The organism is Mesorhizobium sp. WSM4307, assembly GCF_007003945.1.
Classification (GTDB): domain Bacteria; phylum Pseudomonadota; class Alphaproteobacteria; order Rhizobiales; family Rhizobiaceae; genus Mesorhizobium.
In genome coordinates this window covers 66,043-88,823 of sequence record NZ_VFTB01000001.1, presented here as the reverse complement: position 1 = coordinate 88,823, position 22,781 = coordinate 66,043, and the positions used below count along the sequence as shown (strand labels likewise).

At 63.4% G+C, this 22,781-nt stretch carries 17 protein-coding genes and 1 tRNA gene; 13 read left to right on the top strand and 5 right to left on the bottom strand.

Annotation, left to right across the window (positions count from 1 at the left end):
- The first annotated feature begins 1 nt into the window (after position 1).
- Entirely contained in the window at positions 2 to 1,036 is a 1,035-nt protein-coding gene (locus FJV83_RS00375; protein WP_142886946.1) for a Gfo/Idh/MocA family oxidoreductase, read from the top strand.
- On the top strand, positions 1,033 to 2,871 hold the full coding sequence (locus FJV83_RS00370) for a hypothetical protein (RefSeq protein WP_142886945.1): 1,839 nt from the start codon (positions 1,033 to 1,035) through the stop codon (positions 2,869 to 2,871). Before FJV83_RS00375 ends, FJV83_RS00370 begins: the two co-directional genes overlap by 4 nt.
- 6 nt (positions 2,872 to 2,877) lie before the next feature.
- Here FJV83_RS00370 and FJV83_RS00365 read toward each other — a convergent pair whose 3' ends face one another.
- Positions 2,878 to 3,591: a transcriptional regulator NanR gene (locus FJV83_RS00365; RefSeq protein WP_095775511.1), complete on the bottom strand. Its 714-nt coding sequence runs from the start codon at positions 3,589 to 3,591 to the stop codon at positions 2,878 to 2,880.
- Between the two features lie 187 nt (positions 3,592 to 3,778).
- On the opposite strand from FJV83_RS00365, the gene oiaX reads away from it, so the two are divergent.
- The 3 genes from oiaX to FJV83_RS00350 all read left to right on the top strand — a co-directional run bounded on the left by oiaX (position 3,779) and on the right by FJV83_RS00350 (position 6,927).
- Complete coding sequence (oiaX, locus tag FJV83_RS00360; protein WP_142886944.1) at positions 3,779 to 5,029, top strand: 3-oxo-isoapionate-4-phosphate decarboxylase OiaX; 1,251 nt, start codon at positions 3,779 to 3,781, stop codon at positions 5,027 to 5,029.
- A 4-nt stretch (positions 5,030 to 5,033) separates the two neighbouring features.
- Positions 5,034 to 6,368, top strand: coding sequence for a four-carbon acid sugar kinase family protein (locus FJV83_RS00355; RefSeq protein ID WP_095793634.1), 1,335 nt, complete (start codon positions 5,034 to 5,036; stop codon positions 6,366 to 6,368).
- A gap of 127 nt (positions 6,369 to 6,495) precedes the next feature.
- Entirely contained in the window at positions 6,496 to 6,927 is a 432-nt protein-coding gene (locus FJV83_RS00350) for an SgcJ/EcaC family oxidoreductase (RefSeq protein ID WP_142886943.1), read from the top strand.
- 51 nt (positions 6,928 to 6,978) lie between these two features.
- Here FJV83_RS00350 and FJV83_RS00345 read toward each other — a convergent pair whose 3' ends face one another.
- Positions 6,979 to 8,124, bottom strand: a complete 1,146-nt coding sequence (locus FJV83_RS00345; protein WP_185973460.1) for an ROK family transcriptional regulator — start codon at positions 8,122 to 8,124, stop codon at positions 6,979 to 6,981.
- Positions 8,125 to 8,341: 217 nt separating this feature from the next.
- Between FJV83_RS00345 and FJV83_RS00340 the strand changes: the two genes are divergently transcribed.
- From FJV83_RS00340 to FJV83_RS00310, 7 genes are all read left to right on the top strand, one after another.
- The gene (locus tag FJV83_RS00340) at positions 8,342 to 9,595 is read left to right on the top strand and encodes an ABC transporter substrate-binding protein (protein ID WP_246691760.1); all 1,254 of its coding nucleotides are present in this window, start codon (positions 8,342 to 8,344) and stop codon (positions 9,593 to 9,595) included.
- Positions 9,596 to 9,660: 65 nt separating this feature from the next.
- Entirely contained in the window at positions 9,661 to 10,596 is a 936-nt protein-coding gene (locus tag FJV83_RS00335) for a sugar ABC transporter permease (RefSeq protein ID WP_142886940.1), read from the top strand.
- The gene (locus FJV83_RS00330; protein WP_095793635.1) at positions 10,589 to 11,494 is read left to right on the top strand and encodes a carbohydrate ABC transporter permease; all 906 of its coding nucleotides are present in this window, start codon (positions 10,589 to 10,591) and stop codon (positions 11,492 to 11,494) included. The genes FJV83_RS00335 and FJV83_RS00330 overlap by 8 nt, the downstream gene beginning before the upstream one ends.
- Before the next feature lie 67 nt (positions 11,495 to 11,561).
- Entirely contained in the window at positions 11,562 to 12,668 is a 1,107-nt protein-coding gene (gene ugpC, locus FJV83_RS00325; protein ID WP_142877327.1) for a sn-glycerol-3-phosphate ABC transporter ATP-binding protein UgpC, read from the top strand.
- Positions 12,669 to 12,682: 14 nt separating this feature from the next.
- Positions 12,683 to 13,450: an SDR family oxidoreductase gene (locus FJV83_RS00320; RefSeq protein ID WP_142877326.1), complete on the top strand. Its 768-nt coding sequence runs from the start codon at positions 12,683 to 12,685 to the stop codon at positions 13,448 to 13,450.
- 29 nt (positions 13,451 to 13,479) lie between these two features.
- Positions 13,480 to 14,478: a sugar phosphate isomerase/epimerase gene (locus FJV83_RS00315; RefSeq protein ID WP_142877325.1), complete on the top strand. Its 999-nt coding sequence runs from the start codon at positions 13,480 to 13,482 to the stop codon at positions 14,476 to 14,478.
- Entirely contained in the window at positions 14,478 to 15,290 is an 813-nt protein-coding gene (locus FJV83_RS00310) for an SDR family oxidoreductase (RefSeq protein WP_095775502.1), read from the top strand. Before FJV83_RS00315 ends, FJV83_RS00310 begins: the two co-directional genes overlap by 1 nt.
- A 64-nt stretch (positions 15,291 to 15,354) precedes the next feature.
- Here FJV83_RS00310 and FJV83_RS00305 read toward each other — a convergent pair.
- Positions 15,355 to 15,431: transfer RNA gene (locus tag FJV83_RS00305), tRNA-His, on the bottom strand.
- A 354-nt stretch (positions 15,432 to 15,785) separates the two neighbouring features.
- Positions 15,786 to 16,244 (bottom strand): phasin, encoded by a 459-nt coding sequence (locus FJV83_RS00300; protein WP_095775501.1) that lies wholly within the window; start codon positions 16,242 to 16,244, stop codon positions 15,786 to 15,788.
- A gap of 250 nt (positions 16,245 to 16,494) precedes the next feature.
- On the opposite strand from FJV83_RS00300, the gene FJV83_RS00295 reads away from it, so the two are divergent.
- Positions 16,495 to 20,505, top strand: coding sequence for a PAS domain S-box protein (locus tag FJV83_RS00295; RefSeq protein WP_142886939.1), 4,011 nt, complete (start codon positions 16,495 to 16,497; stop codon positions 20,503 to 20,505).
- 247 nt (positions 20,506 to 20,752) lie between these two features.
- Here FJV83_RS00295 and FJV83_RS00290 read toward each other — a convergent pair whose 3' ends face one another.
- Positions 20,753 to 22,711, bottom strand: coding sequence for an acetoacetate--CoA ligase (locus FJV83_RS00290; RefSeq protein WP_142886938.1), 1,959 nt, complete (start codon positions 22,709 to 22,711; stop codon positions 20,753 to 20,755).
- Between the last annotated feature and the right edge of the window lie 70 nt (positions 22,712 to 22,781).

Genomic DNA, 22,781 nt, shown 5'->3' with positions numbered 1-22,781 from the left:
CATGGCGACTTTGAGCGGAGCGCTGATCGGCTGCGGCTTCTTCGCCGTCAACCAGATGCATGCCTGGCGCGACATAGAGGGCGCCGCGATCGTAGCCATTTGCGACCGCGATCCGGAGCGGCTCAGGATCGTCGGCGACCAGTTCGGTGTGGCAAGGCGCTACACCGATGCAGCCGCGCTGTTCGCGGCCGAGACGCTCGACTTCGTCGACATTGCCACCACCGTGGCCAGCCATCGGCCGCTGGTCGAGATGGCGGCCGCCAACCGCGTCCCGGTGATCTGCCAGAAGCCCTTCGCGCCGACGCTGGCCGACGCCAAGGCAATGGTCGCGGCCTGCGCCGAGGCCGGCGTGCCGCTGATGGTGCATGAGAATTTCCGCTGGCAGTCGCCGGTCCAGGCTGTGCGCGCCATGCTCGACAGCCGTGAAATTGGCACGCCCTTCTTCGGGCGTATCTCCTTCCGCTCGGCCTATGACGTATTTTCCGGCCAGCCCTACCTGGCGACGGGAAAACGCTTCATCATCGAGGATCTCGGCATCCACATCCTCGACATCGCCCGTTTTCTGCTGGGCGACGTGTCGAGCCTTACTGCCCGCACCGCACGCATCAACCCGGCCATCGCCGGCGAGGATGTCGCCACGATGCTGATGGATCACAAGAACGGCGCCATTTCGGTGGTCGATTGCAGCTATGCGACCAGGCTTGCCGTCGAGCCGTTTCCCGAAACGTTGATCGAGATCGACGGCAGCGACGGCACGCTCCGGCTGGCGCAGGGATACCAGCTGACCGTCACCGGCAAGAGCGGCACAACGGTCAGGGATATCTCGCCGCCGCTTCTGCCCTGGGCCTCGCGGCCATGGCACAACATCCAGGAAAGCGTGCTGGCGATCCAGCGGCACTGGGTCGACTGCATTGCATCAGGCAAGGGGCCGGCGACCTCCGGCGCCGACAACCTCAAGACATTCGCGCTGGTCGAGGCTGCCTATACCGGCGCCGCAAGCCGGCAACCGGTGCGGATCGACGACCTGCTGGAATGACCACGGATCGCTTCCTCCTTTGCGGCACGCACGCGGCGGAGACCGAACCGGTCCGGTTGATCGCCGGCCCGCTCAGTGCCGATTTCGTCAACGGCAATCTGCGCACAATACGCCATGGCGGCGCGGAGGTGCTGCGTGCCATCGCCTATGTCGTTCGTGACCGCGACTGGGGCACCTATGAGCCAGCGCTGACGGACTTGACTATCGATCAGGGTGCCGATGCTTTCTCCGTCAGCTACGCGGCAAGCTGCACCGGGCCTGGCGGAAGCCGGCTCGCCTTCCACGCCACCATCAAAGGCTCCTCTGATGGGCAGCTGGTCTTCGACGTCAACGCGCTGCCCGAAAGTGATTTCGAGACCAACCGCTGCGGCTTCTGCATCCTGCATCCAATCGCCGGCCTCGCCGGCAGCCCCGTAATGGTCGAGCACACGGATGGCAGCGTGGCGGCGACGAGACTGCCTGATCTGATCGATCCCTGGCAGCCTTTCAAGGATTTGCGCGCCATCACGCATGAAGTGCGGCCCGGCGTCACCGCGCAATGCCGCATGGAAGGCGACGTCTTCGAAATGGAAGACCAGCGCAACTGGTCCGATGCTTCCTACAAGACCTATGTACGGCCGCTGGCGCTGCCCTGGCCCTATGTGTTGCCGGCCGGCGAAACCAACCGCCAGACGATCAGCCTACGCATTGCCAGCGACGACAAGACGCCGGCCACCACCGGGCCATCTGGCCCGATCCGCGTTACGCTCGGCGAGCCCGGTCCGGCGCTTCCGGATGTCGGCGTGATCCTCTATCCCGGCGATGTCGAGACCGCGCTGGCGAACCTCCCAACACTGTCGGCGCTCGGCCCGCAGCAACTGCTGCTTCATTACGATCCGACGGGCGGCCATGGGCTCGATACCTTGCGCTCTTTCGCCCGGCTCGCCGCGGCTTATCCCGCCCGCACAACGCTCGAATGCGTGGTCGCCTGCAGCGGCGATCTCGATGCCGAACTCTCCGATATCGTCGACCTGGTGCGCCGGGCGGGCCTGCGGCTCGATGCCATAGCGGTCTCGCCTTCGGTCGATCGGCAATCGACACCACCAGGCAGCGCCTGGCCGCCCTGCCCGCCGCTGGAAGATGTCTACGCCGCCGCGCGCCGGGCCTTCCCGGATATCCGTCTTGGCGGCGGCATGTTCAGTTATTTCACCGAGCTCAACCGCAAGCGCGTCCCGGCCGGGCTGCTCGATTTCGTCAGCCATTGCACCTGCCCGATCGTGCATGCCGCCGATGATCTCAGCGTCATGCAGTCGCTGGAGGCGTTGCCGTTCATCACCCGGTCGGCGCGGGCGATCTTCGGCGACAGGCCCTACCGGATCGGGCCCTCGACCATTGCCATGCGGCAGAACCCCTATGGCGGCGCCACCAAGGACAATCCGCGGGGAGAGCGCATCGCCATGGCGAACCGCGATCCGCGCCAGAATGGCCAGTTCGCCGCCGCCTGGACGATCGGCTATGTCGCGCGGGTCGCGCCGGCCGGCCTGGAGATGCTGACGCTGTCCGGCTTCACCGGGCCATTCGGCGTGCTGGCTGCATCTGGGGAACCCGTTGCCGAAGGGTCACCCCGACCGATCTTCCAAGCCATCAAGGTGCTTTGCGAACTGGCTGGCCTTAAACATGTCACGGCCAAAACGAGCGATGAGACCCGGGTAATGGCGTTGGCCGGGCGTTCACCCTCGGGCAAGACAGTCGTGTGGCTGACGAACCTGACGGCAAGCGACGTTGCGGTCGACCTTTCGGAGTTTGACCGAGGCCATCTTGTGATGGCACCCTACGCGATCGCGCGGATCGGCTGAATCAGATTACTTTTCGGAATTCATCACATAGAGGGCGCGCGAGCGCTCCAGATGCTTGATCATCGCCTTCTCGGCGCCATCGGCATCCTTCTTCTCGATGCGGCCGATGATCTCTTCGTGCTCGGTCAGCGTGAACTGTTCCTTGCCGGTCCAGATCAGCATTTCGGTGTGATATTCCTTCAGCCAGCCGAGCATCGCCTCGCTGACGGCGACATAGATCGGGTTGCCCGATATCGTCGCGATCTGAGTGTGGAATTTCATGTCGGCGGAAATGAAGGCTTCGGAATCACCTCGCGCGGCACGCTGCTCGGCGACGGTTGCCTTGAGCCGCTGCACATCCTCGACGGTGGCCTTCTCGGCGGCTTCCCTGACCATGCCACGCTCGAAGAAAATGCGCGCGGTCTTGAGGTGCTCGAGCGTGTCCTTCGACGACGACAGGATGATCTTGGCCGCGCCGTCGACCTGTTTGATGATCGACTTGGCGGTGAGCTGCAGCACCTTGGCCCGCTCACCATGCGAGATGGCGACAAGGCCCATATTGCTCAGCGCCTGCATCGCCTCGCGGATGGCCGGCCGGCCAACCTCGAAGCGCTCCATCAATTCGCGCTCCGACGGCATGTCGTCGCCCGGCTGCAACTCGCCGCTGGTGATCAGCCGCTTCAGCCTTGCAAAGACTTCGTCGGAAAGTTTGCGCCGGACGATCGGCTCCGAACGGTTCATCGTGACGAATCACTCCCTGGCCCGGTTCCTGTTTAGCACTGCCGGTGCGATTCCCGGAATGCCTGCACCTTTGCCCGCCCCCGCTGCGCGAAGTGGGATATTTGCTTGCAATACTTATGTACTCATTATACCAGATTTCAGACGTGACGAAACTTTTTTCGGACCCTTTTCGACCGGCCGGCTCCCCATGATCACCTTCACCTATCGCATCGAAACGTCAGGCAACATCGAGGCGCTGGCGGCCAAGATCGCCAGCGACCAGTCGACCGGCACCTTCGTCGCCCTGCCCGGCGAGACCGAGGAGCTGAAGGCCCGCGTGGCGGCGCGAGTGCTGGCGATCCGGCATCTGCCCGATGCGGAGCAACCGTCCATTCCCGAGGCCGGCGGGGGGCCTTTCAAGCGCGCCGATGTCGACATCGCATTCCCGTTCGACGCGATCGGCACCGACCTTTCGGCCCTGATGACCATCGCCATCGGTGGCACCTATTCGATCAAGGGCCTGTCGGGCATCCGCATCGTCGACATGCAGCTGCCTGATGACTATCGCGGCGCCCATCCCGGCCCGCAGTTCGGCGTCGCCGGCAGCCGCAAGCTGACCGGCATCGTGGGACGCCCGATCATCGGCACCATCGTCAAGCCGGCGCTGGGGCTGCGGCCGCATGAGACCGCCGAGATGGTCGGCGAATTGATCGAGGCCGGCGTCGATTTCATCAAGGACGACGAAAAGCTGATGAGCCCGGCCTACTCGCCGCTGGCCGAGCGGGTGAAGGCGATCATGCCGCTGATCCTCGACCACGAGCAGAAGACCGGCAAGAAGGTGATGTATGCCTTCGGCATCTCGCATGCCGACCCGGACGAGATGATGCGCAACCACGATCTGGTGGCGAAGGCCGGCGGCAATTGCGCGGTGATCAACATCAACTCCATCGGCTTCGGCGGCATGGCCTACTTAAGGAAACGCTCCAGCCTGGTGCTGCACGCCCATCGCAACGGCTGGGACATCCTCACCCGCCACCCCGGCCTTGGCATGGATTTCAAGGTCTGGCAGCAGTTTTGGCGATTGCTCGGCGTCGACCAGTTCCAGATCAACGGCATCGCTTCAAAATATTGGGAGCCGGATGCATCCTTCATCGAGTCCTTCAAGGCAGTGACGACGCCGATCTTTTCGCCTGATGATTGCGCGCTGCCGGTCGCAGGTTCCGGCCAGTGGGGCGGACAGGCGCCCGAGACCTACGAACGAACCGGCCGCACGGTCGACCTGCTCTATCTGTGCGGCGGTGGCATCGTCAGCCATCCGGACGGGCCAGGCGCCGGCGTGCGCGCCGTCCAGCAAGCCTGGCAAGCGGCGGTCGACGGCATCCCGCTGGCGAACTTCGCCCTGAACCACCCCGAACTGGCACGGTCGATCGAAAAGTTCGGCGACGGCAAGGCGGCCTGAGGTCATGCAGAACCTGCTGCTCAGCTATTATGGCGACGACCTCACCGGCTCGACCGACGTCATGGAAGCGCTGGAGCTCGGCGGCGTGCCGACGGTGCTGTTCATGAGACAGCCGGACGAGGCTCTGCTTGCCCAATTCAAGCATTGCCAGGCGGTCGGGCTGGCCGGCACCAGCCGCAGCGAGACGCCGCACTGGATGGACACGCATTTGCGCGACGCCTTCGCCTGGCTGAAGACGCTGAAAGCCGAAATCTGCCACTACAAGGTCTGTTCGACCTTCGATTCCAGCCCGACGATCGGCAGCATCGGCCGGGCGATCGAGATTGGCCGCGAGGTCTTCAAACAGGATAGCGTGCCGCTGCTGGTCGGCGCGCCGCAGCTCAAGCGCTACACCGCCTTCGGCCATCTGTTCGCGGCCTATCGCGACCAATATTTCCGCATCGACCGCCATCCGGTGATGAGCCGCCACCCGACGACGCCGATGGATGAATCGGACCTGCTGATCCATCTGTCGCGGCAGACGGATCTCACGTCGGGGTTGATCGACCTTGCGACTCTGCAGTCGGAGCAGCGGTCGCAGGCATTCGATCGCTTCGTGGACAATGGCACGGCCATCGTGCTTGTCGACGTCGACAGCCGGGAGACCCAGGCCCTTGCAGGCAAGGAGATATGGCGCATGCGCAAGCCGGGCGGCTCTTTTGTCGCCGGTTCGTCCGGCGTCGAGTATGCGTTGCTGGCCGAATGGGCGTCGAATGACGTCGTCGGCGCCGGACCAGGCTTCACGCCGCCAGGCGCCGCCGACCGGATCGCCGTCGTGTCGGGCAGTTGCTCGCCGACCACCGAACGACAGATCCGGCATGCCCTGAGCGACGGCTTCGACGGCATCGAGGTCGATCCTGTCGAACTGGTTTCGGAGGCTTCGCAGCAGGCGATCACGCGTGCGGCGGCAAGCGGCCGCGCCAGCCTGCAAGCCGGACGAAGCGTCATCCTCTACACCGCGCTTGGCCCTGCAGCCGACAGGGGCGCCGAAATCGACCGGCAGGACGGCGCCCGCCACAAGCTTGGCCGCGGCCTTGGTGCGCTGCTGCGCCAATTGACTGACGAGCAGAGCTTGCGGCGCGTGGTCATTGCCGGCGGTGACACGTCAAGCCATGCGCTGGGACAAATGGGCGTCGACGCGCTGACCGTCAGGATGCCTCTGCCCGCCTCGCCTGGTTCCCCACTTTGCGTTGCTCATTCGCACGTCAAAGCGATTGACGGGCTGGAGGTTGCGCTGAAGGGCGGGCAGGTAGGAACCGACCGCTATTTCTCGTCCATCCGTGACGGTCTTCGCAGTTGACTGTGCGGAGGTCCCATGGCTGTTCTGTCTCGCAGCCAAGGAAGAAGCGTGCGGCGGGACCTGTAATTGATAGCGACCGTGCTATGCTTGAAACTGCAAGCCAGCAGAACGCAAGGATATTTTCGCCATGGCACTGGTGGTCAGCAAACCTGAAGATATCGCGACGGCCTTTGCCGATGCGTGGAACAGGCACGATATGGACGATTTCGCAGCGCTGTTCTCCGAGGAGGCCAATTTCGTCAATGTCGTGGGAATGTGGTGGAAGAATCGCGCCGAGATCGAGGGGGCGCACCGCGCAACGCATGAAACGATGTTTCGTGACAGCCGATTGGAGGGTTTTGTCTCGTCGGTTGTTGGATTAGCTCCCGGCCTTGCATCGGTACATTATGCGTGGACCCTGACCGGTGCATTTGCTCCGGATGGCTCACCGGCCGGTACACGCAAAGGCATTCTGCTTTTGGTTGTGAAGGAAGAACAGTCGGGCTGGCGGATAAAGGTGGCCCAAAACACCGACATTGTTCCAGGGGCAGCTGCTCCCCCTTCGAGCGCGAGGAGTTGATCCTCCTCACCTCCCCGCAGCATGGGGTAGCGGGGCAGTTTGTTGGATTGATCAGCCGAGCGACAGTTCCTTCGTCTGATGCCTCAGCACGAGTCCGACCGCGCCCAGCAATGCATCGTTCTCGGTGTGCTTGCCAACGATTATTCGCGTGCGCAGGGCCGGAGCGATATCGCGGGACTTGATGAGCGTGTGGCGTTCATAGGACGCGATCAGCGGCATCAACAGAATGTCGCCCGCCAACGCCATCTGGCCGCCGATGATGATGAGCGGCGGATTGAGCACCGAGCCGATCAAGCCGAGACCCCGGCCGGCGATCTCGGCGGTATCCTCGATCATCCGCAACGCCCTGACGTCGCCCTCCTTGGCCATCATGATGACATCGTCCATGGTGACCTGCCGCCGCACGACTCGCGAAATCTGTTCCAGTGGCCGGGCAAAACTCGCATAGAGCTCCAGGCATCCGCGATTGCCGCACCGACAAAGATCGCCGCCGGGATCGATGCTGATGTGCCCGAATTCGCCGGCGCCGCCGGCGATGCCCGTCACCAGCCGGCCATGCTGGACAATGGCGCCACCGACCCCCAGATCGATCTTGAACAGGACGAAATCGTCGTGGCCGATTGCCGCGCCCCACATCAGCTCCGCAATGGCCGAGCAGTTGCTCTCGTTGTCGGCGAAGATCGGCCGCTCCAGCACGGGTCCGAACACATCTCGTATGTTGACGCCGGCCCATGTTGGAACGATGCTGGCGCGCAGGACCACTCCATCGCGGCTGACAGGACCAGAGACGGAAATCCCAACCCCCAGGAGCCCCGCCATCGGCAGACCATTTTCCTCGTAAGATTGGGCAATTGCCGATTTGGCCATCTGGGCCGCCTGCTGCGGTTGGTAGTCCAGTGCCATGGGGATAGTTTGTTCGGCAATGACGGAATGCGAGACATCGGCAACGATCAGTCGTATCTGCTGAAGTCCGAGGTGAATTCCGACGCAGGTACCGGCTGTCGGATTGAGCGTCACGGCCGCGGCTGGCCTGCCAATAGCTCTGATTCCCTCGCGACTGGTCGGGGCTTCGATCACCATGCCCGATTTTCTCAAGCCATTGAGCGCGGTTGAGACCGTCGAGCGCGCCAGGCCGGTGACGCGTGCGATCTGCGACGCCGAGAGGGCGCCGCGTTCACTCAGGCAGCGCACAATCATGCTCTCCGGCGATGCGGACGGCCTGTCGATCAGCCAGGTTCTAAGCGAAGGTTTTGTCATGGACCAACATAAACATCGTTGACTGATAGCTCCAATATGTCATCTTGGAAAGAACTTGAGATTAACGCATCTCGCCGGCGGCGGCTTCAAACCGCGGCCATAAGCGGTCGATACGAACCGTGCAACACCATATGGGAGTGAAACTATGAAATGCGTCATGACCGCCCTCGCGGCAGCCGTTGCGTGCACCTTTGTCGCCGGAGCAGCCTTAGCCGAGCCCAAGACGAACCTGCTGCACCAGTGGGCGACTGGCTCGGACGCCCAGGCGATCGCCAAGCTCGGCGAGATGTTCACCGCCAAGGGCGGCAAATGGGAACAGACCTCGATCGCCGGTCACACGGCCAACACGCTGGCCAAGCTGCGTGCCGACGTGATCGCCGGCAATGCCCCGCCCGCCGTGCAGCTGAAAGGTCCGGAAATCGCCGAGTGGAACAAGACCGGCATGACCGCTGACCTCGACGAGCTGGCGGCCTCGGAAGGATGGGAAAAAGTGGTCGCGCCGGAATTGCTTCCGGTGATGAAGCCGACCGGCAAATGGGTCGCCGCCCCCATGAACATCCACCGCATCAACTGGTTGTGGGCCTCGCCGAAGGTCATGCAGGCCGCCGGCGTGACGGAAATGCCCAAGACCTGGGCCGAGTTCAATGCAGCCTGCGACAAGATCGTCGCCTCTGGCAAGATCTGCATCTCGCATTCGACGGCCGACTGGACGGATTCGACGGTGTTCGAGGTCGTGCTCTACGGCCAGGACATCGATCTCTATCGCAAGGCCTTCGTCGAGGGCGATGTCGAATCCATGCGCAGCCCGGGGATGTTGAAGGCCTTCCAGCAGATGCGCCTGATGACAAGCAAGTACATGGATCCGGGCATGGTTGGCCGCGACTGGGATTCGATGTCGGCGCTCGTGGGCAAGGGCGACGCAGCTTTCCACATCATGGGCGACTGGACGATCGGCCTGCTGACCGCCGCCGGCTTTAAGGAAGGCACCGACTATGTCTGCGCCCAGGCACCGACCGATTGGGGCAAACCCGGCTTCATCCTCAACTCGGACTCGGTCGTGTTCTTCAAGCAAAAGGATCAGGATTACATCGACGGCCAGAAGCTGCTTGCCAGCCTGATCCTGTCGCCCGACTTCCAGACGGTCTTCAACCAGGCCAAGGGCTCGATCCCCGCGCGTCTCGATATCGATCTGTCGAAGGGCTTCAATCCGTGCCAGCAGCTCTCACAGAAGGATCTGCAGGCTTCGATCAAGGACGGCACGCTGGTCCGCTCGATGGCGCACAACATGACCATCCCACAGAAGATGCGCGGCGCGATCATGGACGCCATTACCGAGTTCGTCGCGACGCCCGACATGTCACCCGAGGACGGCGCCAATGCGATGGCCGACGCGGCCGAAGCACAGAAGTAGACAGGAACGGCCGGGCGCAATTTCTATCCGCATCCGGCCATCCTCCATCCAGTTCCGCGCCGCAAATGTCAAATCACGACCTGATCCTATCGACCCCGGCGCCCGCCCGCCCCTGGCGCGAGCGGCTGGGCTCGGCGATGCCCTTGCTGGTGCTCGGCCCCTCGCTTGTGGCGAGCTTCGTCTACGTCTTCGTGTTCACCGGCTGGACGCTCTACATCTCGCTCTCGAACTCCTCGCTGCTCCCGACCTACGGCTTCGTCGGTCTGGACAACTATGCGTCACTCTGGGCGAACCGGCGCTGGAATATCGCTTACGACAACCTCTTTCTCTTCAGCGGCTTCTACATCGTCGGCTCGATGGCGGTGGGACTGCTGCTGGCGATCCTGATCGACCAGCGCGTGCGCGGAGAAGCGGTCTGGCGCACGATCTTCCTCTATCCGCTGGCCGTCTCCTTCATCGTCACCGGCACGGTCTGGAGTTGGCTCTACAACCCGACCGACGGTATCCAGGCGATGGTGCGCGGATTGGGCTGGATAAATTTCAGTTTCGCACTCGCCAGCGACCGACACTATGCGATCTATGCGGTGATCATCACCGGTGTCTGGCAGTCCTCGGGCTTTGCCATGGCGCTCTTCCTGGCCGGTCTGCGCTCGGTGGATGCGGACCTCGTCAAGGCCGCGCAGATCGATGGCGCATCGACCTTCCGCATCTATCGCAAAGTGCTTCTGCCAACGATTGCGCCGATCTTCCTGGCGGTCGCCGTCATTCAGATCCAATTCGCCATCAAGACCTTCGACCTCGTGGCGGCCCTCACGAAAGGGGGCCCGGGGATCTCGACCACGTTCCCTGCCATTTACGTCTATGACCTGATGTTCCAACGCGGCCAGATCGGCGAAGGCGCCGCGGCGGCCATCATGATGCTTGCCGCTCTTGCCGTGGTGCTGGTGCCGTATTCCTTCTGGGTGGTTTGGCGCCGGCGCAAGGAAGCCGGCCATGGCTGACGTCCCGCTGGACCACATGCAGGATCATCACGCTGCCACAGTTGCGGCGCGCAGGCATTTCCTCACCCGCTTCGTCATCTATGGGCTGCTGGCTATCTTCGCGGCGATCTACCTGGTGCCATTGCTGGTCGTGGTGCTGAATTCATTCCGCGATCAGCAAGAGATCGCGCGCAACGGGTTGATCTCGCTGCCACGCAGTTTCCGCCTCGAAGCCTGGGGCCAGGCCTGGAGCACATATTGCATCGGCGGCACCTGCGAGGGCATGCAGCGCAACTTCTACAACTCTCTGAAAATGACGATCCCGGCGACAATCATCTCGACGGTGGTCGGCGCGATGAACGGTTACATCTTGTCGAAATGGCGCTTCAAGGGTTCGGAAGCGCTGTTCACCTGCATGCTGCTCGGCGTCTTCATTCCGGGCCAGATTTCGTTGATGCCCTGGGCGTTCATCCTCGGCAATCTGGGCCTCAGCAATTCCACCTACGGGCTCATCGTCATCCACGTCATCCAGGGCATTTCGTTCACCACGCTGTTCTGCCGCAACTACTACGTCAGCATCCCCGACGATCTGATCAAGGCGGCACGCATCGACGGCGCAGGCTTCTGGCGCATCTTCCGCAAGATCATTCTCCCGCTCTCCTCACCGATCCTGATCGTCACGGTGATCTGGCAGTTCACCGGCATCTGGAACGAATATCTGTTCGGTGTCGTCTTCACCTCCGGGCAGCAACAGCCGATCACGGCCGCACTCGTCGCGCTGACGGCAAGCGGCACCAATGTACGCGCCTACGATGTCATGAGCGCCGCCGTGCTAATCGGCGCGCTGCCGCCGCTGCTGATCTATCTCTTCGGCGGCAAGTATTTCGTCCGCGGCCTGACCCAGGGCGCGATCAAGTGAGGCGCGATCAAGTGAGCGTAGCCTATCTGATGTCGCCGATCGCCTCGACCGCCAAGAAAGGCATCGCATGTCGACATTGACCATCCGATCCCTGCGCAAGAACTACGGCTCGGTCGAGGTGCTGAAGGGCATCGATCTCGAGGCGCAGAACGGTGAGTTCATCGCGCTGGTCGGACCATCCGGCTGCGGCAAGTCCACCTTGCTCGCGATGATCGCCGGTCTGGAAACCGTAACCTCCGGCGAGATCCGCATCGACGGCCGGCTGGTCAATTCGGTTGCGCCTAAGGACCGCGACATCGCCATGGTGTTCCAGTCCTACGCGCTTTACCCGACGATGACGGTGCGCGAGAACATCACCTTCGGCATGGAAAGCCGCCGCGTACCGAAGCCGCAGCAGGACGAGGCCGTCAAGCGGGTTGCAGCGTTCCTGCAGATCGAACCGCTGCTTGGGCGCAAGCCCGGACAGCTTTCGGGCGGCCAGCGCCAGCGTGTCGCGATGGGCCGGGCGCTGGTGCGTGATCCGAAACTGTTCCTGTTCGACGAGCCGCTCTCCAATCTCGACGCCAAGCTGCGCGTCGACATGCGTACCGAAATCAAGAAGCTGCATCACCGTGTCGGCAAGACGACGGTTTACGTCACGCATGATCAGGTCGAGGCGATGACGCTGGCCTCGCGCATCGCCGTGATGCATCAGGGCTCGGTCCAGCAATTCGATGAGCCGGCCACGATCTACAACCGTCCCGCCAACATGTTCGTCGCGGGCTTCATGGGTTCGCCGGCGATGAATTTTTTGCCGGCCGAACTGAGCCAGGAAGGCGGCCGCCCGACTGTTGTCTTGCCGACCGCCGACGGCAACACGGCCAGCCTGCCGATCGTCCAGGCCCTGCCGTCCGATACGCCGCGACAGCTCTTGCTCGGCATCCGGCCGGAGCACATCTACCGATTTGATCCCGATCTTGCCCGTCGCAAGCCAAGCATCGCGCAAATCGATGCCGTGGTCGAACTGGTCGAGCCGACGGGTGCGGAGACCATGGCCGTTCTGCGCCTGGGCGGCAAGGAGATCACCGGTCGTTTCGACCCCGACGGCACGCCTCGCATGGGTGAGACGGTGGCGCTCGGCATCGACATGGCGCGTGCCTGCTTGTTCGACCCGACGACCCAACGCCTGATCTGAAGAGAGTTCCGCTTTTGTCCTTTGCCACCTATCCGAGCCTGGCCGACCGTGTCGTGCTGATTACCGGCGGCGCGTCTGGCATCGGCGCCGACACGGTTCGCGCCTTCGCCGCCAATGGCGCACGCGTCGCGTTTCTCGATCTGCAGCAGGAGGCCGGCGAAGAGCTCGCGCGGGAACTCGCCGCCACGGCAGCGCACCCGCCCCTCTTCATGCGCTGCGACGTGACCGATATTGCCGCCCTCCGGGCTGCGATCGGCACGGTGCGCGACCGCCTCGGACCTGTCGCGGTGCTGGTCAACAACGCCGCCGACGACAATCGCCACCCGGTTGCCGAGGTGACGCAAGAGTACTGGGACCACGCCCAGGACGTGAACCTCAGGCACCACTTCTTTGCCGCCCAGGCCGTGCATCCGCACATGAAGGAACTGGGCTTTGGTTCGATCGTCAATTTTTCCTCGATCGCCTGGCGCTTCGGCGCGGCGGAGATGGCGCCCTATGCGACGGCCAAGGCTGCGGTGGTCGGGTTGACATTCGCGCTGGCTCGGGCGTTTGGCCCCGACAACATCCGCGTCAACGCCATTGAGCCGGGCGCAGTCATCACCGACCGGCAACGACGGCTTTGGTACAAGACACAGGGCACGGTCGACCAGGTCGTGCAGCGCCAGATGATCCGCCGGGTTCTGCTGGGCGAGGAGATCGCGCGCACGGTGCTGTTCCTCGCCGCCGACGACAGCCGCATGATCACCAAGCAGTCGATCACCGTGGATGCCGGCCTGCGATGACGGCGAAACCAGAATCCAAGGATCGCTCCATGCTCCAGGTGGGCCTGAACCCCTACGGTCTGACCTATCATCTCGGCCTGCAGGCCCGCGGCACGCCACGCGCCAATCCCAAGCCGGCGGGGCTGGAGGGTTTCATCGCGCTTGCGACCGAGCTCGGCGCCAAGGTGCTGGAGATCTGGGTGCCATGGCTGACGGAGCTTTCCGACGATGCGGTCATCGCGCTGCGCGAAAGGCTCGCCGGCCTCGGCATCACCCCGATCGTCAGCGGCGGCCTTTTGGTCGGTGAACCGCTCGATGATGCCTTTCGGGCCGCGCGCCTGCTCAAGGCCAAAATCATCCGAACGGCACTGACGCCGGTTCTGTGTGGCGACCGCAACGCTGCCGGCGAGAAATGGAGCGAGTTCGCCGGCATCATTCGCGCGAGATTGCAGGAATGGGGTCCGCGCGCGATTGCCGAAGGCCATGTCCTGGCGATCGAAAACCACCAGGACTTCACCAGCCAGGAACTCGCCGATTTCTGCGCACTCGGCGGCGAAGGCGTCGGCGTCACCTTCGACACCGGCAACACATTCCCGGTCGGCGAAGCGCCGCTCGATTTTACGCGTCGGATCGCACCTTACGTCCGCCATGTCCACCTCAAGGACTACCGCGTGCAGTTCACGACCGAAGGCTACAGGCTGATCCGCTGTGCCATCGGCGATGGTGCAGTGCCGTTTGCCGAACTGTTCGCAGTTCTTGCCGAACACCACGATCGCATGACCGCCGTTCTCGAACCGGGTGCATTGGAGGCGCGGCATGTCCGCTTTCTCAGCGACGACTGGTGGTACGGCTATCCGCCGAAGACGGCGCGCGAATTTGCCGCCTGCCTGCGGGCCGCGCAGCGCAATCGGCTGCCCGATGATGCCGACTACCGCACCCCTTGGGAGCGCGAAGACGACGTTTCCCTCGTTTCCTATGAGCTCGACATGATCAGGCGCAGCGCCGCCAACATGCGCAACCTTGGTTTGATGAAAGTGGAGAAGATCTGATGACGGCACGTGAACTCGATGGATTGACCGCCTTCGTAACCGGCTCCGGCCGTGGCCTCGGTCGCGTGATGGCCGAGCGCCTGGCGGAACTCGGCGCCAATGTCGCGATCCATGACATGGACGAAACAGCGCCGGCCAAATACGGCGAGTTCGCCAATCTCGCAGAGGTGGCCGAGCGCCTGAAGCGTCATGGCACGAAGGTCACGTCGGTGACCGGCAACATTGGCGACCAGAAGGCGGTGGCCGAGATGAAGCGCAAGATCGAGGCCGATCTCGGCGACGTGCATGTGCTGGTCAATTGCGCCGGCGGCGACATCGGCGCCAAGGGCGGCAAGCCGAACCCGAACAACGCCCTCGACATCGAACTAGACGACATCCGTGTGCTCACCGAAAACAATCTGATCGGCACGATGCTGGTCTGCCAGGCCTTCGTGCCGCCCATGAAGCAGCGCGGCGGCGGCTCCGTCATCAACATCGCGTCGGCGGCAGCACATCTCGGCGTCTCACCCGAGGTCGTCTACTCGACGTTGAAGGCCGCGGTTGTGCATTACACGCGCTGCCTCGCCAAGGAGCTGATCGACGACGGCGTGCGCATCAATGCGGTCAGCCCCGGCGCCACCAAGACGGCCCGGTTCCAGGCGACCCGAGTGGTCGATCCGACGCGCATGGATTCGAGCAAGAAATCGCTAAACCGCTATGCGGAGCCGGAGGAGATCGCCGAGGCGGTGGCCTTTCTCGCCGGTCCACGCGCGCGCTTCATCAACGGCCAGGTCATCCGCGTCGATGGTGGTTTCACCATCTTTCCAGGTTGAATGGGCGCCGACTACAGTGGCAGCCGCCCCTCAGGTGGAGGTCGCCACTTATGGGATAAGTAGATGGTACCGTTGGCTGGGATCGAACCAGCGACCTCCGGATCCACAATCCGGCGCTCTAACCAGCTGAGCTACAACGGCACATTTGCCTGAGCAGAATCTCTTCGGGAACTCGTCTCAAGCGATCCGCTCTGTCGTTCGGCGATGCGTCCATACGGGCTTATGGATTTTAATTCAAGGCTTTTGCGAAGCAAAGGCCACTTCCCCACATGTCGCGCAACAGTGGCGGTTCGCCGGGCAAAGAAAAAGGCCGGCGGGAGGAGGTGCCGGCCTTTTCCTGTTACGAGCCAGCGGGAGGAGGAGCTGGCTGGTCACCCCGGGGAGCAGAGGGAGGAGGTTCCACTCGCCGGGTATTTCGTGATGGCTACCACCATACGCCTGATCGTTTTTGAGAAAATGCGACCTTTTGTTGCATCCTCAGATCATGCGCAAATATTAGGCAGCCTTAATGTCCTTGATCGCCTTCTCGAAGGCGGTCTTGATCGGCTTGGAGACGTCTTCCGCCGCCTTGGAGGCAACGGCCTGGAAATCCTTGGCCTGCTCGACCGTCAACTCGACGCGCTTGCGCAGGAAAGCGGTCTGCAGTTCGACGACTTCCGACAGCGACTTGGCGCCGATCAGGGCTTCGAGATGCGAGAAGCCGGCTTCGGCATTGGCGCGCAGCGCCGCGATGGTCTTGAGCGACAGGTCGCTGGAAACAGTCTTGGCGGTCTCGTAGGTCGACTCCAGAGCCTTCTGGGTCTCCTCGGCGCCGGTCTTGAGCTTGGCATAGGCCTCCTTCGACTGCTCAACGCCCTTTTCGGCGAAAGCGCGCATCTGGTCGGTGGCCTTGGAAGCGTCGAAGCTCGGGAATTCAACGTTTTCGATGGTCTCGGCAGTTTTGGTCCTGGACATTTTCCATCCTTTTCAGCGGCAGCGGCTTTGACGGAAAGCCGTCTCGTTCATGTATGATGGCAATATAAAGGCAATTTTTGTGCATTGCAATATCTTTGTTGCAGTGCACCATCTATTTCTTTCCGGCCGTTAACCAAAAGCCCAGAAACCAGCCTTTGCACGTTCTGGCTTGTGGACCTTCGCGCCTGCGGCTTTTATTAACAAAGCGTTAACTGCAAATTTCGCCGCTCCGTGAGGGTTCGCCAAGCGCATGCCGTCCGATTATTCCTTCCTCGACGTCGCCGTGCTCGACGCGGTGCGCCAGCGCTTTGCCGCCGGCGACGCGATCGCGATCCTGTCGGTCGACCTGGAGCAGGTGATCTGGGCCAATGGGCCGGGCGCCGCGGTGTTCGGTTATCCCGACATCGAAGCGATCATCGGCGCCTCGGCACAGCTGCCGCTGATTGCCCGCCGCCAGATCATGGCGACCAGCGGCTTTCCCGAGATCGGCAGCGATCGCGGCATCACCGTCAGGTTGGCGACCGGCATGACCAGCAGGACCGTCGGCTTCCAGGCGAGTGCCGTGACGCTGCCCGACGGCGAGAAGGCGATCATGCTGGCGGTGCCGGCGGCGCAGACAGGCTCACGCGGTGCCGCCGAAATCGCCAGCCGGGCGATCAGCGGCTTCACCGAAGACGGCCATTTCATCGCCTTCATCGATGCCGGGGGCAATGTCGAGGCCGCGTCGGACGGCTTTTTGAAGCTCGGCATCCAGCCCGCGACGCTGGCCGCCCTGGTCGCCGATGTGGCCGCCGAGGGCGAACGCATTGTCAAGCGTCTCGTTCCGGGCGGCAACAGTTCCTACCCCGCCGGGCTCGCGCGGCTGACGCCGGAGCGGCATCTCCTGGTTGTGATCGATGAGGATCAGCTCGAGGACCATGCGTCTGTCTCAGAAGCTTCGGCAGAACCCGCTCCTAAAGTAACGGAAAGCACCGCCGCACAATCCGATCCTCATCAGGACAATCAGCCGACGGCGGATGCTTCGCAGGCGGAGGCCGTCGAACGGTCACCTGGCACTGCCGAGATCGAGCCCGAGCACGCCCCTTCCAAGCCGGCGCCTGAAGATATGCCGGAACGGGCCACGCAAGAGATTTCGGAGCCGACCGGACCGACTCCGGTTGCCGCCGACAATGATCAGCCGACAGCGGGCGGCACGCCGGCACAGCACGATCACTGGTACTTCAATGTCGGCGAGGATGACGCGCGACCCGCGCCTGCCGCGCCGGAAGCGAAAAATGTGGTCCAAGCGACCGGCGCCGAGGCTTCGGTGGGCAGCGCGAAGGAGAGCAAGCCCGCCTCCCCGGCAACCACGCCCCCAGCTCGGACAATAGACCGCTCGGCCGCGCCGCTGCGCTTCGTCTGGCGCACCGACGCCGAAGGCAAGTTCAGCACGCTGTCGCCGGAATTCGCCGACATTGTCGGCAAGCCGGCAGCCGATGTGATCGGCCGGCGCTTCAGGGATGTCGCGGCGGCCTTCGGGCTTGACGCGTCCGGCGAGATCGACGGCCTGCTGGAGCGGCGCGATACCTGGTCCGGCCGCTCCGTGCTGTGGCCTGTCGTCGGCACCGACCTGAAGATCCCCGTCGACCTGGCGGCTTTGCCCGTCTATGGCCGCAGCCGCGCCTTCGAAGGTTTTCGCGGCTTCGGCGTTGCCCGGACCGGCGATGCGATTGTCGATCCGGAAGCGATCGGCATGGCCCTGTTGCCCAATGGCGAGCGGCCGGCGACGCCGGAACCGGAAACCGTGAAACCTCCGGCTGAAGAGCCGAAGGCGGACGAGTCGAAGGTCGAAGAACCAAATGCGGCGGATCCATTCAAGGGCGAGGTGCCGGCGCTGACCATCGTGCCGAAACAAGAGCGACGCTTTGCCGACAAGGTCATCCGCCTGGCCGAACACCGGCAGCCGGCCAACGACAAAGGGCTGTCGACACTGGAACGCAGCGCCTTCCGTGAGATCGGCGAGCGGCTGAAGAAGGACAGTGCACCCACCGAGCTGCCGGAAGCCGACAAGCCCGGCATCGAAAGCACGACGAAACCGGAGCCCAGCACACCGGCCGAGCCAGCGGCTGAAACAGCAGTGGAGGCCCCGGCGGCCAAGGCGGAAACTCCGATCGAGGCCGTCTCCGATGTTGCGTCGACGCCTGAAGCCGCCCCGGATCAGGCGCCGGCAGAGGCCGGCGAAACCCCGGTGGCGGAACCGGAGAAGGACACGGTGCTGGCCGAACCATCCGAGACCGACGCCGAGGACGAGGCGGATCTCGCGCGGCTTGATGGCGGTCACCCGGACGACGTGAACGATGCCGAACCCGCTGAGACCTCGCCTGGCGTGGGCGGCTCCTTGCTCAACTACGCCGACCGGAATGATGAATCCGGTCCTGTCGCGGACAATGACGAGCCCCCGGTTTCAGAAGCCGTAGCGGCAAAACCGGAGGTTACGGAACCCGTCGCGACGGGCAAAGGAGCTGATGCAAAAGCCGCCAAGCATAATGCCGTCGACGATGATGATAGCATGACGTCGGCCGATTTTCGCGATGCCGAGGACAGTGAGGACTGGGTCGACGGCGCGGAAACCGCCGCCGCAGACGAGCAGCCCGCGACATTTGGCGGTGAAGCCGCAAGCGCACGCGGCGGCGGCGAGAGCCCGGCCGAACGGCCACGCCTGAAAGTGCCGCCGCTCAAGACCGAAGGGATCGTGCCGTCGGCATTTTCCGTCGGCGACGAAAGTAAGGCTCCAGACACTTCGCTGCTCGGCAAGCTGCCGGTGCCGCTGCTCATCCATTCGGGCGATCAGTTGCATTATGCCAATGAGGAGTTCCTCGACCTGACCGGTTATGACACGCTCGAGGATCTCGAGGACGCCGGCGGCCTGGGTGCGCTGTTCGCCGATCCTTATGCCGATGACGGCACCTCCGACGGCAGCGACCGAGCACTGCGGCTGAAAACGCGCGATGGCCAGGAATTCCCGATCGACGCCATCCTGCGCTCCGTTCCCTGGCGCGACGGCAAGGCGCTGATGCTGGTCGTGCGCCGTTCCGGCGATGATGACGCGCCCGCAGCCCTGCACTTGGTCGGCGAAGAGCCGACACAACCCGACATTTCCGAGCTCAAGGCCCGCATCGCCGAGATGCGCACCATCATCGACACCGCTACCGACGGCGTCGTGCTGATCGGCAGCGACGGCACCATCCGCTCGATCAGCCGCCCGGCCGAAGCGCTGTTCGGTTTCGACAGCGACGAGGTGACCGGCAAGCCCTTCGCCTCGCTGTTTGCCATCGAAAGCCAGCGCGCGGCGCGCGACTATCTCACCGGGCTTTCCGAACCCGGCGTGGCGAGCGTCATGAATGACGGCCGCGAGGTGATCGGGCGCGAGGCGCAAGGGCGCTTCATCCCGCTGTTCATGACCATCGGCCGGCTGCCCAATGACAGCGGGTTCTGCGCTGTCGTGCGCGACATCACGCAGTGGAAGCGAGCCGAGGAAGATCTCACCCAGGCGCGCGCGGTGGCCGAACGGGCGTCCTCGCAGAAGACCGATTTCCTTGCCCGCATCAGCCACGAGATCCGCACGCCGCTCAATGCCATCATCGGCTTTTCCGAATTGATGGTCGACGAGAAGTTCGGGCCGGTCGCCAATGACCGCTACCGCGACTATCTGCGCGACATCAATCGCTCGGGCAACCATGTGCTCGACCTGGTCAACGACCTGCTCGACATCTCGAAGATCGAGGCCGGCCAGCAGGAAATGGCCTATGAGGCGGTCTCGCTCAACGACACGCTGGCCGAGACCGTGGCGATGATGCAGCCGCAGGCCAACCGCGAACGCGTCATCATCCGCTCCAGCTTCGCCTCGCGGCTGCCGGAAGTGGTGGCCGACCTGCGCTCCGTGCGCCAGATCGCGCTCAACATCCTGTCCAACGCCATTCGCTACACCCAGGCCGGCGGCCAGGTGATCGTCTCGACCGCCTATGAGACTTCAGGCGACGTCGTCATGCGGGTGCGCGACACGGGGATTGGCATGAGCCAGGCCGAGATCGAACAGGCGCTGAAGCCGTTCAAGCAGATCAACGCGCTGAAGCGCGGCCGCGGCGACGGCACCGGCCTTGGCCTGCCGCTGACCAAGGCGATGGTGGAAGCAAACCGCGCCCGCTTCACCATCAATTCGACGCCTGGCGAAGGCACGCTGGTCGAGGTCGCGTTTCCTTCAACCCGGGTGCTGGCGGAATAGCGAGTCCAAAAGAAAAGGCGCCCTGGAGGACGCCTTAAGAGATGGGATTGCTGTCACAACGGGGGCTTGAGCGAATTCAGATCCTCCGGGGGCAGAGGAACGGGATTTCTCCCTCAAGTTACATGCGACTATCGGGGCCGGGCCTTAACAAGTCCTTACCGGCTCGCCGAAAAATTTACGAATGTGTACCACTCGTGAAATCTAGGTAAATTCCCGCGACATGGTTCGTTAACCATCCCGATCGGGATCATTCGGCAAGCTGCGGCAGGTTCCTGAACAGCTCCAGCGCTTCCGGGTTGGCGAGCGCTTCCTTGTTCTTGATGGCGCGGCCATGCACGACGTCGCGCACGGCGAGTTCGGTGATCTTGCCCGACTTGGTGCGCGGGATATCCGTGACCGCGACGATCCTGGCCGGTACGTGACGCGGGCTGGCACCACTGCGGATCTTGGCGCGGATGCGTTTTTCCAGATCCTCGTCCAGTTGGACGCCCGCGGCCAGCCGCACGAACAGCACGACGCGCACGTCATTGTCGAAATCCTGGCCGATGCACAGCGCTTCCAGGATTTCCGGCATCTGTTCGACCTGGTTGTAGATCTCCGCCGTGCCGATGCGCACCCCGCCCGGGTTGAGCGTAGCGTCGGAGCGGCCATGGATGATCATGCCGCCATGCACCGTCCACTCAGCGAAATCGCCATGGCACCAGACATTGTCGAAACGCTCGAAATAGGCCGCCTGGTATTTCTTGCCTTCGGGGTCGTTCCAGAAGCCGATCGGCATCGACGGGAAGGCCTTGGTGCAGACCAGTTCGCCCTTCTCCTGCCGGATCGGCTTGCCGTCGTCGTCCCAGACATCGACGGCCAGGCCGAGGCCCGGTCCCTGGATCTCGCCGGTCCACACCGGCTGGGTGGGCACGCCGAGCACGAAGCAGGAGACGATGTCGGTGCCGCCGGAAACCGAGGCGAGATGCACGTCCTGCTTGATGCCTTCGTAGACGAAGCGGAAATCCTCGGGCGACAGCGGCGAACCGGTGGAGGATATCGATCGCACGGTCGACAAATCATGGCTGCGGATCGGCTTGAGGCCGGCCTTGCGCACGGAATCGATGAACTTGGCCGAGGTGCCGAAGAAGGTCATCTTCTCGGCATCGGCGAAGTCGAACAGCACGTTGCCGTCGGGGTAGAAGGGCGAACCGTCATAGAGCAGCAGCGTCGCCCCCGAAGCCAGGCCCGACACCAGCCAGTTCCACATCATCCAGCCGCAGGTGGTGAAATAGAAGAAGCGGTCGCCGTCGACGAGGCCGGCATGCAGCCGGTGTTCCTTGACATGCTGGATCAGCGTCCCGCCGGCCGAGTGGACAATGCATTTGGGGATGCCGGTGGTTCCTGATGAAAACAGGATGTAGAGCGGATGCGAAAACGGCAGAGGTTCGAAGCTGACTGGCCTGGCGGCGTAGGGCGACAGCGCCTCTTCCATCGCCACCGCCTTGTCGATGGTTGCCGCCACATCGGCCGAAGTGCCGAGATAGTCGACAAGCAGCACCTTGCGGACACTGCCGAGCTTGGCTGCAACCACGGCGACCTTGTCGGCGACCTCGATCGCCTTGCCATTGTACCAATAACCGTCGGGCGCGATGAAGATGACAGGCTCGATCTGGCCGAACCGGTCGAGCACGCCCTGTTCGCCGAAATCGGGAGAGCAGGATGACCACACCGCGCCGATGGAGGCCGCAGCCAGCATGGCGGCGACGGTCTCGGGCATGTTCGGCATCATCGCCGCTATGCGGTCGCCCTTCTTGACCTTGAGCGACAGGAAGAGCTGCTGCAGGCGCGAGACCAGGCCATGCAGTTGGTTCCAGGACAGCCGCCGCTCGACCTTGTCCTCGCCGCGAAAGACGATCGCCTCGCCCGCGCCGGTCTTCTTCAACAGGTTCTCGGCGAAATTCAACGTCGCGTCGGGAAAGAAGGAGGCACCGGGCATCTTGTCGCCGTCGGCCAGCAGGCGCTCGCCCTTTTCGCCGACAATGCCGGAAAAGTCCCAGACCAGGCTCCAGAAGGTCTCGCGATCCTCGACCGACCAGCGGTGAAGGTCGCCATAGGAGGCGAATGTGGCGCCGGCTTTCGCCTCCGCGACCTTCTGGAAAACTGTCAATGGCGAAGCGTCGATCCGGTCTTGCGTCGGGGTCCAGAGCGGTACTTCGGCAGCCATGATCGGTCCTCCCACGGTCGTCATCGCTTATGCATATCGCAGCGCGGCAGAGCAAGATTTTGTTGGGCCG